The sequence below is a fragment of the Janthinobacterium sp. genome (assembly GCF_031995485.1).
Classification (GTDB): domain Bacteria; phylum Pseudomonadota; class Gammaproteobacteria; order Burkholderiales; family Burkholderiaceae_D; genus Janthinobacterium.
In genome coordinates this window covers 57,621-74,372 of the sequence record NZ_DAMAGB010000007.1, presented here as the reverse complement: position 1 = coordinate 74,372, position 16,752 = coordinate 57,621, and the positions used below count along the sequence as shown (strand labels likewise).

Here is a 16,752-nt window from a genome sequence, read left to right as displayed (position 1 = left end):
ACTTATTTCGGCAGTGTCACGACTTGGCTTCCTATCTGCAAGGTGCGGCCAGTTGCGGTCGGGGTGAGCTTGATGGCAGGGCGTTTGCAGTCCACATCGAGCACCATCAAAAATTCGGCTGACTTACCGGCGCTTGTCTTGGTAAAGGCGCCATGATCCTCGGTCTTGGCATATGGATTGGCCGGTGCCGTGATCTTCACATATTTCTCGGGGGTCGTCGGCAGCGCCGAAATGCACAGGCTGCTATTGCCATTGACAATCTTCACCGCACTGCTGCTCTCGGTGGCAATGGCGGTCGGTGCGTGCAGATTCCACTCGAACACGCGCGCCGTCGGCGACACCAGCTTGTCGAGCACGACGATGACATTGCTCGAACGCAAGTACCACAGTTTGCGGATGGCCGACGTCAGCTGGGCGCCGTAGGCCGGCGTTGCATCGCCTTCCACATAATCGCTCGCGGCCGTGGTGGAAAAGGCGGTAATGCTGCCGTTGCGGGTGATATTGTCGCGGCCTTCCGCGATCTGCCCCACGCCACCATCGAATGTGATGCCATTGTGTGCCTTGGTCTGGCGGTACCACGACACGCTCAGCGGCGAGTAATAGTAGTCCTGATAGCCCGCTTCCGAAAGCAGTCGGCGTCCGCCGCTGTCGACCACGATCGTGTTCTGGTCGCCATGGCTGTGGTTATAGGCGCCGTAAGGGCTGGACTTGAAGTAGACCGAGGTGCGCAGAGGATTTGCCAGGTCGGAGTGCATCGCTGCCCATCCGATGCTGGGATAGATCGCGGCATTCGGCGGCGGCGTCGGATTGGTCACCTTGGTCACTGGCAACGGATACTCCGAGACCAGCTGAATCAGCGGGTCTTCGCTTCCGCTGAGCTGATTGGCGTACCAGGCGGCGTTCGGGTTTTGCACACGGGAGGCAAATGATTTCAGCACGGAAAAATCAATTTTCAGTTCATGCTGGTCGCCAAAAACGAATCCTGGCGTACCCGGCGGCAGGAAATGAGCAAACATGCGCGCAAAGCCCACTGCCCATGGCTTGTCGTACAGGTTCACGCCGGTGGCTTCCTTGAGCGGACCCCACACTTGTAGCGAAGCGGCCGCTTCATACAGGCCGTAAGGGGTGCCGGCCGCATAGCCGCCTTCCGGACCGCTCCAGACAAATACGGCATTGTAATAAGCGCGTGCAGAAAACTCGAACCAGGCGTCTGCGGCAGGCACGCTGTCATCCAGCACCAGGCTCGAGATCAAGGCCAGATAACCGAGCGCGACGGCACCATGGGAATCGTAAGGATACTCATCCATGCGACCGTCATAACTGGACAGATCGGTGTACATGGTGCCGGCGCGCCTGACGACCATGGCCTGCCAGCGTGCGCGGCGTTCCGGTTCCAGCGAATTCCACAGGAAATCCGTGCCTTTCGCCAGACTCAGCGTAATGGCGCGGTGAACGGAATCACTGTATTCATAACCGGTGTTGCCATCCGGATTGAGCGAGACCAGTTCCTCGCCACGTTTTTTTGCCTCGGTCAGATAACGCGCTTCACCCGTGAGGCGATACAGCAACGCCGCCGCTTCCAGTTGATGCGTGATCGCAAACACACTGACCCTGGTGTTATAGACGGCCGTGCTCAATGCCGCGCCTTGCAGGGTTTTCATCGATGGCCACAGGCTGTCGCCGACGGAGGCCAGCGCCATGCCGGTGGTGACATCGGTGGTCAGCGCCTTGTATGCCGCGCCACGGTCCGTCTTCATCTTGTCGGTCCAAGAAGCATACGGCAGGAAAGAGGGCGGCAACTGCCGTGAGCGCCCGTGCTTCAGGATCGCCGCTCTCAGCTCGGTAGTTTCCGGCACTTCGAATTTGTTCGAGGCGGCCGTGATGGTGAAGCCGCGCGGCGTGGACCAGTCATTATTGTTGTTAGGCCGGACACGCCAGGTATAGTTGCCCGCGGCAAATGCTTTTGCTGGCAAGAAAAAATTGCGCGGCGTGTTATAACGGCTAATGACTCCTGTTGCCGAAGTTACCTCCAGCACATAGCCTGCAGGTTTCGGGTATACAGGGTAGCGCGCCCAGGTAAACGAAGGCGGATTTTGTGCTTGGGCATCCATGCGCGCGGGAGCGGGACGAATGACCAGAGGTTCTTTTGATTCAGCCCAGTCGGCATAGCTGGGCGTGGCGCTTGTCCCCAGCACGGCAGCCAGGGTGCAGGCAAGAAAGCGTATCTCTGTTTTCATCGTAACTCCTTCATGTGGATGTCGAGCACTATGCTGGGAATCAGCTTGCATGTACCGTCTGGCGGAATGGCACTTGTTAGATGGTGGTATTGCAATTTTACCAAAAAAAGCTCTTGTCAAGCGTCATGAAAGACTATTCCCGGCTTGTTTGATCAGGCTCAGATGCAGCTAGTTTAGCATGTGTGCAGGTAACTGCTGGTTGCTCAGGGACAACGATTTCTGTTCTTTCCTCCTCTGAAGAAAGTGTCCTATGGTAAGTTTTTGTGTTTTAAAAATAGTTTTTCAAGGTAACTATTTTTACTAAATAAGTTCTTGGTGGAAATCAAATTCGATGTTGACCAAGTTTATTTGTTGCTGAAGAAAATAAATTATGAAAAATATCGTTTTTTTGTTAACCTTGTTGACAAGTAATAAACTATACTCGCAGATATGATTACTATATTGTTGCTTGGGCCATCCCTGGGCGCTGTCAGTGGGGTCAGCACCCATCTGAATCAGTTGCTGCAATCCACGCTGCCTCAGGAGTTCCGTTTCGTGCACTTCCAGGTCGGCAGCGAGGGCAGGGCGGAATCCATGTCAGCCAAGCTGTGGCGCTTCCTGTCAAGTCCTGTCCAGTTCATCGCAGCACTGCTGAAAGAGCGTCCGACGATTGTTCATTTGAATACCTCACTTGAACCGAAGAGCTATTGGCGTGATATCGTCTACCTGGCGATCGCCAAACTGATGGGCAAGAAGGTGTTGTATCAGGTGCATGGCGGAGCGCTGCCGCAGCAGTTTTTTGAGGGGCAGCCGCTGCGAACCGCCTTGCTGCGCACAGTGCTGCGCAGTGCCGACGGCGTGCTGTTGCTGGCAGAGGAGGAACTGGAGGCTTATCAGCGCTTCGAGCCGGCCTTGAAGCTGGAAGTCGTTCCGAATGCGATAGACATCGGACCTGATGTAGCGGTGCGCGCAGCGCCGGATGTGGCGCCGCTTGCGGTGGCCTATGTCGGACGGCTTGCCGAGAACAAGGGCATCTTCGAGATTGTGGACGCGGTGGCCATTGCCGCCAGCGCTGGGACGGTGTTGCGTCTGGTGATAGCCGGCGGTGGGCCCGACGAGATGCGCCTGAGGGCATTGGTCACGGCGCGCGGGCTGGATGGGATCGTCACGTTCGCCGGAGCGGTATTCGGTGCGCAGAAGGCTGCGGTATGGCGCGATGCAGACGTCTTCGCTTTTCCCACTTATCATCGGGAAGGTTTGCCTTATTCCTTGCTGGAAAGCATGGCGGCGCGCACGGTTCCGCTTATTTGCGCCGTCGGCGCTATTCCCGATGTGATGCAGGACGGCGTGCATGGCCTGTTTGTCGCACCACAGGCCAGCGAACAACTGGCCGAGGCGATCATGCGACTCGACCGCGACCGGGCATGCCTGCGGCGCATGGGCGCGGCGTGCCGCGCACGTGCTGTCGAACATTATTCTGTTGAACGTCTGGCGGCTGATTTCCGCCGGGCATATCGCGGTTTGCTACGCTAATTTTTTAAGGGTCGTCAAGCATGTGCGGTATTGCGGGATTTGTACTGAATGAGACATCGGGACCACTACGCCCCATGCTCGACCGGATGGCGCAGGCAATCGCTCATCGCGGTCCGGACGATACAGGCTATCTGGAAGCATCGACGGCTGACCGCCGGCACCATATCGGCCTGGTGCACCAGCGTCTGTCGATCATCGACATCGCCACCGGCCACCAGCCGCTCGGCAACGAGGATGGTACGGTGCAAGTCGTATTCAATGGCGAAATCTACAATTTTCAATCCTTGCGCGAGCAGCTGATCGGATTCGGTCATACGTTCAGGACCGCGTCCGACACGGAAACCATCGTGCATGCCTATGTGCAATGGGGGGAGGACTGCGTGCGCCATTTTCGCGGCATGTTTGCCTTCGCCATATGGGATGCGCGTCACGGCCGCCTGTTCATCGCGCGCGATCCGTTCGGCAAGAAACCGCTATTCCTGTGCGAGCACGACGGTCAGCTGCTGTTCGCGTCGGAGATCAAGGCCTTGCTTGCCTTTCCCGGCGTCGCCGCGCAGGCCAATGAAGCGGCTGTGTGGGATTATTTTGCCTACCGCTACGTGCCAGGTCCGGCCACCTTGTTCCAGGGCATCCGCAAGCTGGCACCGGGGTCGACCCTGACGTGGGAGCGCGGCACGCTGCGCGAGCAGGTGTATTTCACGCCCGCCGACAGCCGGCCGCGCGTGCCTGCGCCGCTGCCTGCCGATCCCGTCGCCACCTTTCTTGACAAGCTAGACGAGTCGGTACGCATCCGCATGATTTCGGATGTGCCATTCGGCGCCTTCCTGTCCGGCGGCATCGATTCATCGGCCGTGGTGGCCCTGATGTCGCGCCATACGGACATGCCGGTCAAGACGTTTTCGGTGGGTTTCAAGGAAGGCGGCTTCAGCGAGCTGGCGTATGCCGCCGACATCGCGCGCCAGTTCAGCACCGATCACCATGAGCTGGAAGTGTCGGTTGACCAGGTGATCGAGTTGCTGCCCGATCTGGTGCGTTTTCGCGACGCTCCGGTGGCCGAGCCGTCCGATATTCCCATCTATCTGCTGGCAAGGGAGTCGCGCAAGACGGTCAAGATGGTCCTGACGGGCGAAGGCTCCGACGAAATCCTGGGCGGCTACCCCAAGCATGTCTATGAGCGTTACGCCGGCAGCTATCAGCAACTGCCCGGCGTCTTGCGCCGCAGCCTGATCGAACCCGCTATCGGCGCCTTGCCATACCGATTCCGGCGCGCCAAGACGGCCATTGTCAACCTGGGGCTGGAGATGTTTGACGAACGCATGCCGCGATGGTTCGGTATGATGTCCGATCAGGAACGCGCGCGCCTGGTGGCCATGCCGGCGCCGGCACGCCGGCACGCGTCGGATCTGGGCTGCGGCAGTGGTGACAACAGCGCCTTGCGCCGCATCCTGTGCTTCGACCAGTTGAGCTGGCTGCCCGACAACCTGCTCGAACGCGGCGACCGCATGACGATGGCCGCCTCGCTCGAAGCGCGGATGCCGTTCATGGACCATGAACTGGCGGCCTTCGTATCGAGCTTGCCCGACGACTACCGGGTGCGCGGCCGCACCACCAAATGGATCTTGCGCGAAGCGATGAAGCAGCTGCTGCCGCAAGCCATCCTGGAACGCCCGAAAGTGGGTTTCCGCGTGCCCGTCAACGAATGGTTCCGCGGCCCGATGAAAGATTATCTGTACGAACACCTGACTGGCGCCTCGTCGCGCACGCGCCACTACTACCATGCGCAGGCGTTGCTGCAGGTGCTGGCCGAACATGTCGGTGGACGGCAGAACCACGAGAAGCTGCTGTGGAGCTTGCTGACGCTGGAAATCTGGCATCGCCAGTATCTGTGAGTCGTCGTCATGCTTGCTAATTTGTCCTGGAAACTGAACCGCCTGCGCGCCATGGGCCTGCCGGAAGTGGCGCACCGCGTGCGCGACGCCGTGCAGCAGCGCCTGCAGGCACGTGGCATGGGTCTTGCGCACATGCCGCCGCCGGCCTCGCGCCAGCGCTTTGGCGTGTCGTGGCTGGGATTGCCCGCCGACAGCGCGCCGCACCTGGCGGCGGCCGAGCGCATCCTGGCGGGCCGCGGCGACGTGTTCGCGCTGCGCGATGCCGAACTGGGCTTTCCTCCGGAATGGAACCGCGATCCGAAAACTGGCACTGTGGCGCCGCTGGGCTTTGGCAAGCTGCTTAACTATCGCGATGAAACAGTCGTGGGTGACATCAAATGCCTGTGGGAACCTAATCGCCACCTTGCGGTGAGCGACCTGGCGATGGCGTATCGTCTGGGCGGCGAGCTGCGCCATGCCCGCGCCGTGCAAACCCTGCTCGAGTCGTGGTGGCAGCAATGCCCGTATCCGCTGGGACCGAACTGGAGCAGCGCGCTGGAACTGGCCTTGCGCCTGGTCAGCTGGTCGCATGCGTGGCATTTGCTGGGTGGTATCGACAGTCCGCTGTTCCAGAGCGCCGACGGCCAAGTGTTTCTGCAGCGCTGGCTTGACAGCATTTATCAACATTGTCATTTCATCGCCGGCCATTTCTCGCGACACTCGTCGGCCAACAACCATCTGTTTGGCGAGCTGACGGGCTTGCATGTGGCCGCGCTGACCTGGCCTTGCTGGCCGGAAAGCGCCGACTGGCTGGCGCAAACGGAAGCGGAGCTGGAAGCCGAAGCGCTCAAGCAGAATGGCGAAGACGGCGTCAACCGTGAACAGGCGATCTATTATCAGCACACGGTGGCCGACGAGATGCTGCTGTGCGTGCTGGTGGGGCGGGCCAACGGCCGGCCCCGTTCCGCGGCATTCCTGCAGCGCCTGGAATCGATGCTGGAATTTATTGCCGCCATGCTCAACGTGGCGGGCCAGGTGCCGATGATCGGCGACGCCGACGACGCACAGCTGGCGAACTGGGACAAGTCGCCCGGCGCCAATCCGTATTGCGCGCTGCTGGCGTCCGGTGCGGCGCTGTTCGGTCGCTCCGACTTCCGGCGCAAGGCCGGGTATTTTGACGACAAGAGCGCGTGGCTGCTGGGCGATGCGGGCCGTCGTGCCTTCGATGCCCTGGCCACGGCGGCGGTGGCGCCGCTGCCGCGCTGTTTTCCGCAGGGCGGCTATCACATCATGGGGGCGCGGTTCGATACCCCCAGCGAAGTGCGGCTGATTGCCGATGCGGGCCCGCTCGGCTACCTGGGCATCGCCGCCCACGGTCATGCCGATGCGCTGGCATTGACGCTGTCTGTGGCCGGCCAGGCAGTGCTGATCGATCCGGGCACCTATGCCTACCACACACAGAAGCGGTGGCGCGATTATTTCCGTGGCACCAGTGCGCACAATACTGTGCGCATCGACGGCCGGGACCAGTCTGAGTCCGGCGGCAACTTCCTGTGGCTGCGCAAGGCGCAGGCACGCTGCCTATCCTGGTGCGACGATACCCGGGGCCAGCGCTGGAGCGCCAGCCATGACGGCTACCTGCGCCTCGACGACCCGCTGCTGCACCGGCGCGAGGTGAACGTTACGCCCGGCGCGCAGACGATCGTGGTCGACGACGTGCTCGAATGCCAGGGCGCGCACGAGATCGAGCTGTTCTGGCATTTCGATCCTCGCTGCCGTTTGCAACTCGATGGTGATCGCCTGCAGGTGCAGGGCGCCGCCTTCGTGATGGAGGTACAACTGCCGGCCTTGCATGGCGCGATGACGCAGGTGGTGTGCGCCAGCGAAGAGCCGGTACTGGGCTGGATCTCGCACCGTTTTGATGAAAAGCAGGCGGCGCCCACCCTGGTGTGGCGCGCACGACTGCATGGATCGACCAGGCTGCAAACTGTGTTTCGCCTGGAATTGAATACTTCTGACCTGTAAAAAAGAGGAAAAAATGAAAATCAGCATATTTGGCCTGGGCTACGTGGGTGCGGTGTCGGCCGGTTGCCTGGCAAGTGATGGACACGAGGTGATCGGCGTCGACCCGAACAAGACCAAGGTCGACCTGATCAACCAGGGCACCACCCCGATCATCGAGAAGGATATCGGCGAGATGATCGCCGCCACGGTGAAGAGCGGCCACCTGCGCGCCACCGCCGACGTGCGCGACGCCGTGTTCGGCTCGGACATGTCACTGATTTGCGTTGGCACGCCATCGCAGCTGAATGGCAACCTGGACCTGAGCCATGTGCGCAAGGTGTGCCAGGAAATCGGTTCCGCCATCGCCGACAAGGACACCTTTCACGTGGTGGTGGCACGTTCGACCATGCTGCCCGGCTCGATGCGCTCGCTGGTGATCCCGACCCTGGAAGCGGCATCGGGGAAGGTGGCCGGCGTCGATTTCGGTGTGTGCAACAACCCGGAATTTTTGCGTGAAGGCACGGCCGTCTACGACTACTACAATCCGCCGAAAACCGTGATCGGCGAGTCCGACGAAAAGGCCGGCGCCTTGCTGGTGCAGCTGTATGAAAAGATGGACGCTCCGCTGGTGCGCACCGACGTGGAAACGGCCGAGATGGTCAAATACACCGACAACACCTGGCACGCAGTGAAAGTGGCGTTCGCCAACGAGATCGGCAATATCTGCAAGGCGGTCGGCATCGACGGCCACAAGGTGATGGAGATCTTCTGCCAGGATACCAAGCTGAACCTGTCGCCGTACTACATGAAGCCGGGCTTCGCGTTTGGCGGCTCCTGCCTGCCGAAAGACGTGCGCGCGCTGACCTACAAGGCGCGCAGCCTGGACCTCGATTTGCCGCTGCTCAATTCGATCCTGCCATCGAACCAGCGTCAGGTGGAAAAGGGTGTCAAGATGATCGTCGACAAGGGTGCCCGCAAGATCGGCATCCTCGGTTTTTCATTCAAGGCCGGCACCGACGACTTGCGCGAGTCACCGCTGGTGGACGTGATCGAGTACCTGCTGGGCAAGGGCTATGACCTGAAACTGTACGACAAGAACGTCAATCTGGCCGCGCTGACGGGCGCCAACCAGGATTACATCCTGAACCATATTCCACATATCTCCAAGCTGATGGTCACTTCAATGCAGGAAGTGCTCGACTTTGCCGAGACCATCGTGATCGGCAACGGCGCAGCCGAGTTCAAGACCGTACCTGGCAGCCTCAAGCCGCATCAGCACATCGTCGATTTGGTGCGCATCAGCCAAGAGCAAAGTGGAGAACAATATGACGGCATCTGCTGGTAATACCGCAGGCGTGGCCGGCAAGCCGCGCCGTGTCCTGATCCTGGTTGAAAACCTGCCGTCGCCGTTCGACCGGCGCGTGTGGCAGGAAGCGACCACGCTGCATGCGAACGGCTATGAGGTGTCGATCATCTGCCCGACCGGCAAGGGCTATGAGTCGCGCCATGAGGCGATCGACGGCATCCATATTTACCGCTACAACCTGCCGCTGGAAGCCGAAGGCGCCAAGGGCTACCTGGTGGAGTATTCACTGGCGCTGTTCCACACCTTCCGCCTGGCGTGGAAGGTGCATTTCGCGCGCGGCTTCGATGTCATCCACGCCTGCAATCCGCCCGACCTGCTGTTCCTGATCGGCGGCTTTTTCAAGCTGACGATGGGCAAGCGCTTTTTGTTCGACCATCACGACATCAACCCGGAACTGTACGAGGCCAAGTTCGGCCGGCGCGACTTTTTCTACAAGCTGATGGTGCTGTTCGAGCGCTGGTCGTTCCAGAGCGCCGACGTGTCGATCGCCACCAACGAGTCGTACAAGAAGATCGCCATCGAACGCGGCGGCATGAAGCCGGAAGACGTGTACGTGGTGCGCAGCGGTCCCAAGCTCGACCGCCTGCGCGTGCTGCCGCCGGTGCCGGCCCTGAAAAAAGGACGCGCCTACCTGGTCGGCTATGTGGGCGTAATGGGCGCGCAGGAGGGCATCGACCTGCTGCTGCAGGCGGCGCAATATATCGTGCAGACGCTGGGGCGCCAGGACGTGCAGTTCGGCCTGGTCGGCGGCGGCACCTCGCTGGAACAAATGAAGCAGATGGCGCAGCAGATGGGCATTGCCGAATACGTGACATTTACAGGACGAGTGCCGGACCAGGAACTGCTGGAAATGCTCAATACCTCGGACGTATGCGTCAATCCGGACGTGGCTAACGACATGAATGACAAGTCGACCATGAACAAGATCATGGAGTACATGGCTCTCGGCAAGCCCATCGTGCAGTTTGACCTGGTCGAAGGCAAGGTGTCGGCACAGCAAGCGTCGCTGTATGCCCTGAAGAATGACCCGATTGACATGGCGAACAAGATTGTCGAACTGCTCGATGACCCGGTGCGGCGCGAGCAGATGGGAGCATTCGGCCGCCACCGCGTGATCAATGAGCTGGAATGGGAATATGAAGCGCCGAAGTTGCTGGCTGCGTATGCGCGCCTGTTCCCCGAGGCCGTTCCGGCCGGCACGGTGCCGGACGCGCGCATGTCCTTGCACAAGGATCGCCAGTAAGCCGACTGGCGTGTCCTGCCCCTTTTACTGATGGAGCTGGCCTGACAATGAAAGCAATGATTTTAGCTGCAGGCAAGGGCACGCGGGTGCGGCCCCTGACCTATGATTTACCCAAGCCGATGATCCCGATACTCGGCAAGCCAGTGATGGCTTATCTGGTGGAACACCTGGCCCGTTACGGCGTGACCGAAATCATGGTCAACGTCAGCTATCTGCACGAAAAAATCGAAGAATATTTTGGCGAAGGCCATCAGTTCGGCGTACAGATCGGTTACTCGTTCGAAGGCTATACCAATGACAGCGGCGAGGTTGTGCCGCAGCCGCTGGGTTCGGCCGGCGGCATGAAAAAGATCCAGGAATTTGGTGGTTTTTTCGATGAGACCACCATAGTGCTGTGCGGCGATGCGCTGATCGATCTGGATTTGAAATCGGCCTTGTTCGAACATCGCCGAAAGGGTGCGATGGCGTCCGTCATCACGCTGGAAGTACCGTGGGACAAGGTGTCGAGTTATGGCGTGGTGGTCAGCGATGACGACGGACGCATCCGCGCCTTCCAAGAAAAGCCGCCGCAGGAAGCGGCGCTGTCGAATTGCGTCAGCACGGGTATTTATATTTTCGAACCCGCCGTGCTGGAACTGATCCCTACCGACCGCCCGTTCGATATCGGTTCGGAACTGTTTCCACTGCTTGTGGAAAAAGGCTTGCCGTTCTTCGCGCAAAAGCGCCAGTACAACTGGATCGACATCGGCAGCGTCAAGGATTACTGGGAAGTGCTGCAAAGCGTGCTGATGGGCGAAGTGGCACAACTCGATGTACCTGGCATCCAGATCGATGACGGGCTTTGGGTGGGCTTAAATACCAGCATCGACTGGAACGGTGGCACGCGTATCGAAGGACCGGTATACATCGGTTCCGGCAGCCGCATCGAAGCGGGCGCAACCATCATCGGCCCCACGTGGATAGGTCATGGCAGCCATGTCTGCGCGGGTGCCGAAGTGGTGCGCAGCGTGCTGTTCGAATATACGCGCGTGCTGCCCGGCGTGGTGCTCGATGAAATGATTGTCTTCAAGGATTACAGCGTTGATCGCGACGGCGAAATGCGCCACGTTTCCGAATATGATCCCGATGCCTGGGGGAACGCACGCGACCGCCGCAAGCGTCGCCGCCATGAAGCCGAAGCGGAAGTCTTTAATGACCTCCGTGCCAACCAGGTGAACACGTGAAAATTTATCCTGTCATTCTGTCCGGCGGCTCCGGTACCCGTTTGTGGCCACTGTCGCGTGCTGTGTTGCCCAAGCAATTGCTGCCGCTGGTCGGCGACAAGACCATGCTGCAGGAGACGGCGCTGCGCGTGCAGAGCCTGCCGCAAGACGCCGGCCAGATCATGCCGCCGCTGGTGGTGTGCGGCAATGAGCACCGCTTCATGGTGGCCGAGCAGTTGCGCGAAATCAAGCTGGCACCCCTGGGCATTCTGCTCGAACCGGTGGGCCGCAATACAGCGCCAGCCGTGGCGGTGGCGGCGCAGTATCTGCTTGGCATCGACCCCGAGGCGCTGATGCTGGTGCTGCCTGCCGACCATGTCATCGCCGACGTGGCTGCTTTTCATCAAGTGATTGCCGAGGCAGCATTGCTGGCCCAGGAGGGGGCGCTGGCCACCTTCGGCATTGTGCCCACCGGTCCGGAGACGGGCTACGGCTACATTCGCGGTGGCGCATCAGTGGCACCGGGACGGGGCGCCTGCCGGGTCGAGCGCTTCGTGGAAAAACCGGATCTGGCCACGGCGCTGTCGTTTCTGGTTGAAGGTCATTATTTTTGGAACAGCGGCATGTTCCTGTTCCGCGCCGGGTGCTATCTGGACGAACTGGGCCAGTTTCAGCCAGCCATGCGCGACGCCTGCGTGACGGCCGTGCGGGCAGGGCATCGCGACCTCGATTTTTGCCGGCTGGACGAGCAGGCATTCACCGGCTGCGCGTCCGACTCGATCGACTATGCCGTCATGGAACACACCGCGCATGCGGTGGTGCTGCCGGCGGCAATCGGCTGGAGCGATGTCGGTTCCTGGTCCGCGCTCAAGGCAGTGCAGACGGGCGATGCCGATGGCAACGTGGTGCGTGGCGATGTGTACCTCGACGGGGTCAGCAACTGTCTGGTGCGTGCGGAGCATCGCATGGTGGCCGTGCTGGGCGTGCAGGATCTGGTGGTGGTGGAAACCGATGACGCGGTACTGGTGGCGCACAAGGATCAGGTGCAGCGCGTCAAGCAGGTGGTCGACCACCTGAAGCAGCAAGGCCGCACGGAACATGTGCAGCACCGGAAAGTTTACCGCCCATGGGGCAGTTATGAAGGCATCGATCTGGGCGAGCGCTTCCAAGTCAAGCGCATTACCGTCAACCCGGGGGGCAAGCTGTCGCTGCAGATGCATCATCACCGAGCCGAGCATTGGGTGGTGGTCAGTGGCACTGCCAGCGTGACCTGTGGTGAAACAGTCACACTATTGACGGAAAATGAGTCGACTTATATCCCGATCGGCATGACCCATCGCCTCGAAAATCCGGGCAAATTGCCGCTGCACCTGATTGAGGTGCAATCGGGCAGCTATCTGGGGGAAGACGATATCGTCCGGCTCGAAGATGTATACCAGCGTACATAACGATCGCGGCAATTTGCGGAGAAATAGTGCCTTATTGAATCATGCTATAAAGTAACTATTTATTAAAATATCGTTAATAAAAAAAATTACTTTATGCTATGATGCAATTTGTCAGTTCAGTCGGGATCCTCCCGGTTCAAATTCATTATCCGGATGTCCAGGCATCCATACAACGTTTGGTGGAATGCATGAAGAAAAATACTAGCTTGGCGCTCGCCGCCATGGTCTTTGCCGGTGCCACCCTGTTTTCTCAGGTAGCGATGGCCGCGCCGGTCGATATCAGTTCGACTCCGGGCGCCGTCACGCTGACCACGGGCGGATCGTTGGCCTTTGGCGACAAATTCAAGAACAATCAAAAAAGCAACTTTTTTAACGATCTTTTCAATTTTACGGTAGGCCAGTCCAGCAACCTGGACATGCTGCTGTCGTCGGTCAGTACCAGTGCCGCAAACGGCTTGAACCTGACAGGTTTCGGCCTGTACAGCGCTGGCACGAATGCGCTGGTGCTGAACGGTACGCAGAAGGCCAGCGGTGCCACGGATAGCTGGTCCTTGTCGTACGCGAATCTGGCCGCCGGCAACTACTACCTGAAGGTCAGCGGCAATGTGGTGTCCAACACGGGCGGCACCTTCACCGCCAATGGCAGTCTGGTATCGGCAGTGCCCGAGCCAGGCACCTATGCGATGCTGCTCGCCGGCCTTGGCCTGTTGGGTTTCATGGCACGTCGCCGCCAGAAAGCTGGCTGAGCGCGGCGTTGCCGCTGCTGCTCCCTTCTCATTTCCATCCTGCGTCCAGCCTCGGCTGGCCGCCGTACTTTTGGTGAAACGTATGACAAAATTTTTTAAATCCCTGTTTGTTGCTGCCATGTTTGCCGGTACCAGTCTGGCTGCCCATGCGGCGCCGGTCGACATCAGCCACGCACCGGTCGATCTCACCGCGGACCTGCTCGACTATTCCAGTAGTGACCTGATCAATTCATTTACGCTGAAGCAGGGCCAACTGGCCGGTGCGGATCACAATTTCTTTAGCGATACCTACACGTTCTCGTTGTCCGGCAGCAATGACCTGAGCGCCTTGGCGACGTCGCTCAAGGCCAACGCCGGTTCGGGTCTGACCCTGACCGGCCTGAGCCTGGGTAATGCCAATGGCATCCTGTTCCATGGTGCGCTGGACCTGGTCAACTACACGCTGCAGGACCAGGCCTGGGTACTCCAATCGGGCAACACGCCGCTGAGCGCCGGCAGCTATTTCCTGAAAATCGATGGTTATGTGGCATCGCCTGCCGGTGGTAGCTACAGCGGCAATCTGGCGATCGCGGCAGTGCCGGAACCGGAAACCTATGGCATGCTGCTGGTCGGCCTGGGACTGATCGGCTTCGTGGCTCGCCGCCGCCGGTCGCAAGCCTGAAACGGCGTGACATGAAATGGAACGGAGGCTGCGGCCTCCGTTTTTTTTGGGCTGCTGCAGATGGTGCCGGGCGCGCTTCTGCTTGCGGCGCGCATGCCGCTATAATCATCACTACCGCTGGCGCTCGTCCCGACCGGCAACTTTTTCGTGCTTTCACCATGAGGATCACGACCATTGCGTACTTCCCTCTGCCTCTGGCTGGCGTTCGGCGCTGGCGTCGCCCATGCCCAGGCGCCCAATGCCGCCCCCGGCCTGCAGCCATCGCAGCTGGCCATAGTCATCAATGACGCCGAGCCCAACAGTATCGAAGTAGGCGAGTATTATCGCCAGGCGCATGCCATTCCTGCTGCAAACGTGGTGCATGTCCATATTCCCAACCGTCCCCGCAAGCTCGATGCGGAGCAGTTCGCACAGCTCGCGCGGCGCATCAACGGGAAACTGACGCCGAACATCCAGGCGGTACTGATGGTATGGAGCGCGCCGTATGCGGTCGAGTGCAATTCGATCACGTCGGCATTCACGCTGGGCTTCGATGCGGCGCAATGCGCCAGGACCTGCGATCCGGGCAAGCCCAGCGCGTATTTCAATTCGACCGTCACGCAACCCTATACGCAACTCGGTGTGCGCCTGTCGATGTTGTTGCCCATCGATTTTGTCGATGCTGCCAAGGCGGTCATCGACCGTGGCAAGGTCAGCGGCTTTTCTGTTCCCGCCGCCAGCGCCTACTATCTGCGCACCAGCGAAGGCTCGCGTAACAGTCGCGCCGGCTTTTTTCCGCCAGATGGTGTCGTCAGCCAGCGCAAGCTGACGATCAAAAACGTCCGCGCCGACAGCCTTGATGGGGCAAAAGACATCATGATCTACCAGACCGGCATGTCGCAGGTTGCCAAGCTCGACACCTTGCGTTTCCTGCCCGGCGCACTGGCCGATCACCTGACGTCGTTTGGCGGGGATTTGCAGGGTCGTGGACAGATGAGCAGCCAGCGCTGGCTGGAGGCGGGCGCGACAGCCAGTTACGGCACGGTGAGCGAGCCATGTAATTACTGGCAGAAATTTCCCAATTCGACCGTCCTGCTGCGCCACTATCTGTCCGGCGTGACGGCGCTGGAGGCCTACTGGCGCAGTGTCGCGTGGCCGGCGCAGGGCCTGTTCATCGGCGATCCGCTGGCGGCGCCGTATGCGGCATACCGGCGTTAGTGGGAAATAAATAAAAGGGCGGGCAGGAAAATTTTCCTCCTCGCCCGGAATGCTGCGGACACGGTACGGCGGGCGCTGCCTTAGGCGCGGTTGGCCTGCTTTCGCGCGTGGCGACGCGCAGCCCATGCAAGCACGGCCGCACCGGCCAGTATCATCAGGTAACTTTGCGGTTCCGGCACCGCGGGAATGACCGGTGTGATGGCGTCGCCGCCCGTGCCGCTACCGTCGATACCGCCGCTGGAGCCGCCGCCGCCGACGCTGCCGCTGCCGCCGGTTTGCGGCAGGCCACCGCCCGAGTCGCGGCTGGCCAGCAGGCTGGTGTTGTCGCCGCCCTGATCGGCACGCACGTAGCCCGGAAGCGCTGCGGTGCGCCACTCGGGAAACGTATCGCTGCTGGCAAATCGATCATCGCCCGCCTGCCCCAGATTCACGGTACCGCCCTTTTTGAGGCCACCGCTTCTGCCGGCGCCGCTTTCATCATCGTTGAACATGTCGAGTGCATGCGTGCGTCCGCTGACGCGTGGGCTACGCAGGTCCGGTGTCGCGTCGTCCTTGGCGAAACCAGCTGACTGGCCGGTGCCGTCGTTGACAAAGCCGCTCATGCCGACATAGCCGTCTAGCAGGCGGCAGGAACTATAGGTACTTTCCATATCCGCGTCCCCAGCGTTGCCGCGCTGGCTTGCGCCGCTTTCGGCAACGACGCAGCGCTTGCTGTTGTCGGCCTGTCCGCGCGGACTCGCCTGCTGCGCAAGAGCGGTAGCAGGGCCGATGGCGATTGCGGCCAAGGCAATCAGTGTGGCGTAAATAGAGGCTGATGGTTTTAACATGGAAAAAATATCTCGAAAAATGTGCAGGGCGGCGGGTAAAGGCGCCGACATCGCCGGCACCGATCCATTCAATGCCATGGACTTGCTTGCCAGGCGGGAACTGTATTTCAAGCACGAGCATGCTTGGGGCCCGAGCCATGCATCGTGCAGCATGACGCATAAGTCTCTTGTAGGGAATAAAACTTATTTGTTGGAAATGTATCATATTCCGCCTTCTTCCGCTCGCTCATTTTGCATGCGGACGCTGGCATGGCGTTTGTTGTTGCTAATTCGGTACGTCATCGTGCGTGCATGGTGGCATAGCGGCCGCGCCCTGTTTATGCAGGGTAGATTAATCAAATGTCATTAAGCTGTCACGTTTGGCCTTTAATATTAAATTAACAAATCTGACGTTATTTCGTTAATTTTTCTTCGCTCGTCGGCCGGTTCATGTCGTCTGCC

General features: G+C 60.0%; 12 protein-coding genes. 10 read left to right on the top strand and 2 right to left on the bottom strand.

Going from position 1 to position 16,752, the window contains the following annotated elements; all coding sequences use genetic code 11:
* Positions 1–2: 2 nt before the first annotated feature.
* Positions 3–2,237, bottom strand: coding sequence for a heparinase II/III family protein (locus RTQ46_RS07365; RefSeq protein ID WP_312435579.1), 2,235 nt, complete (start codon positions 2,235–2,237; stop codon positions 3–5).
* 498 nt (positions 2,238–2,735) lie between these two features.
* On the opposite strand from RTQ46_RS07365, the gene RTQ46_RS07360 reads away from it, so the two are divergent.
* The 10 genes from RTQ46_RS07360 (at position 2,736) to RTQ46_RS07315 (ending at position 15,484) form a co-directional block, all read left to right on the top strand.
* Positions 2,736–3,749, top strand: coding sequence for a glycosyltransferase (locus tag RTQ46_RS07360; protein ID WP_312435578.1), 1,014 nt, complete (start codon positions 2,736–2,738; stop codon positions 3,747–3,749).
* A gap of 20 nt (positions 3,750–3,769) precedes the next feature.
* Positions 3,770–5,638 carry an asparagine synthase (glutamine-hydrolyzing) gene (gene asnB, locus RTQ46_RS07355; protein WP_312435576.1) on the top strand — a complete coding sequence of 623 codons (1,869 nt, stop codon included), beginning with the start codon at positions 3,770–3,772 and terminating at the stop codon, positions 5,636–5,638.
* 9 nt (positions 5,639–5,647) lie between these two features.
* A complete protein-coding gene (locus tag RTQ46_RS07350; RefSeq protein WP_312435575.1) occupies positions 5,648–7,642 on the top strand; it encodes an alginate lyase family protein in 1,995 nt (664 codons plus the stop codon).
* Between the two features lie 13 nt (positions 7,643–7,655).
* Positions 7,656–8,966, top strand: coding sequence for a nucleotide sugar dehydrogenase (locus RTQ46_RS07345; RefSeq protein WP_312435574.1), 1,311 nt, complete (start codon positions 7,656–7,658; stop codon positions 8,964–8,966).
* Positions 8,947–10,230, top strand: a complete 1,284-nt coding sequence (locus RTQ46_RS07340) for a glycosyltransferase family 4 protein (protein WP_312435573.1) — start codon at positions 8,947–8,949, stop codon at positions 10,228–10,230. The genes RTQ46_RS07345 and RTQ46_RS07340 overlap by 20 nt, the downstream gene beginning before the upstream one ends.
* 47 nt (positions 10,231–10,277) lie before the next feature.
* On the top strand, positions 10,278–11,453 hold the full coding sequence (locus RTQ46_RS07335) for an NDP-sugar synthase (RefSeq protein ID WP_312435572.1): 1,176 nt from the start codon (positions 10,278–10,280) through the stop codon (positions 11,451–11,453).
* Positions 11,450–12,880 (top strand): mannose-1-phosphate guanylyltransferase/mannose-6-phosphate isomerase, encoded by a 1,431-nt coding sequence (locus RTQ46_RS07330; RefSeq protein WP_312435571.1) that lies wholly within the window; start codon positions 11,450–11,452, stop codon positions 12,878–12,880. The genes RTQ46_RS07335 and RTQ46_RS07330 overlap by 4 nt, the downstream gene beginning before the upstream one ends.
* Positions 12,881–12,978: 98 nt before the next feature.
* Positions 12,979–13,626, top strand: a complete 648-nt coding sequence (locus RTQ46_RS07325) for an FxDxF family PEP-CTERM protein (RefSeq protein ID WP_312435570.1) — start codon at positions 12,979–12,981, stop codon at positions 13,624–13,626.
* Between the two features lie 82 nt (positions 13,627–13,708).
* Positions 13,709–14,287 (top strand): FxDxF family PEP-CTERM protein, encoded by a 579-nt coding sequence (locus RTQ46_RS07320; protein WP_312435569.1) that lies wholly within the window; start codon positions 13,709–13,711, stop codon positions 14,285–14,287.
* Between the two features lie 174 nt (positions 14,288–14,461).
* A complete protein-coding gene (locus RTQ46_RS07315; RefSeq protein ID WP_312435568.1) occupies positions 14,462–15,484 on the top strand; it encodes a TIGR03790 family protein in 1,023 nt (340 codons plus the stop codon).
* Positions 15,485–15,564: 80 nt separating this feature from the next.
* Here RTQ46_RS07315 and RTQ46_RS07310 read toward each other — a convergent pair whose 3' ends face one another.
* On the bottom strand, positions 15,565–16,422 hold the full coding sequence (locus RTQ46_RS07310; protein WP_312435566.1) for a PEP-CTERM sorting domain-containing protein: 858 nt from the start codon (positions 16,420–16,422) through the stop codon (positions 15,565–15,567).
* Positions 16,423–16,752 lie beyond the last annotated feature (330 nt).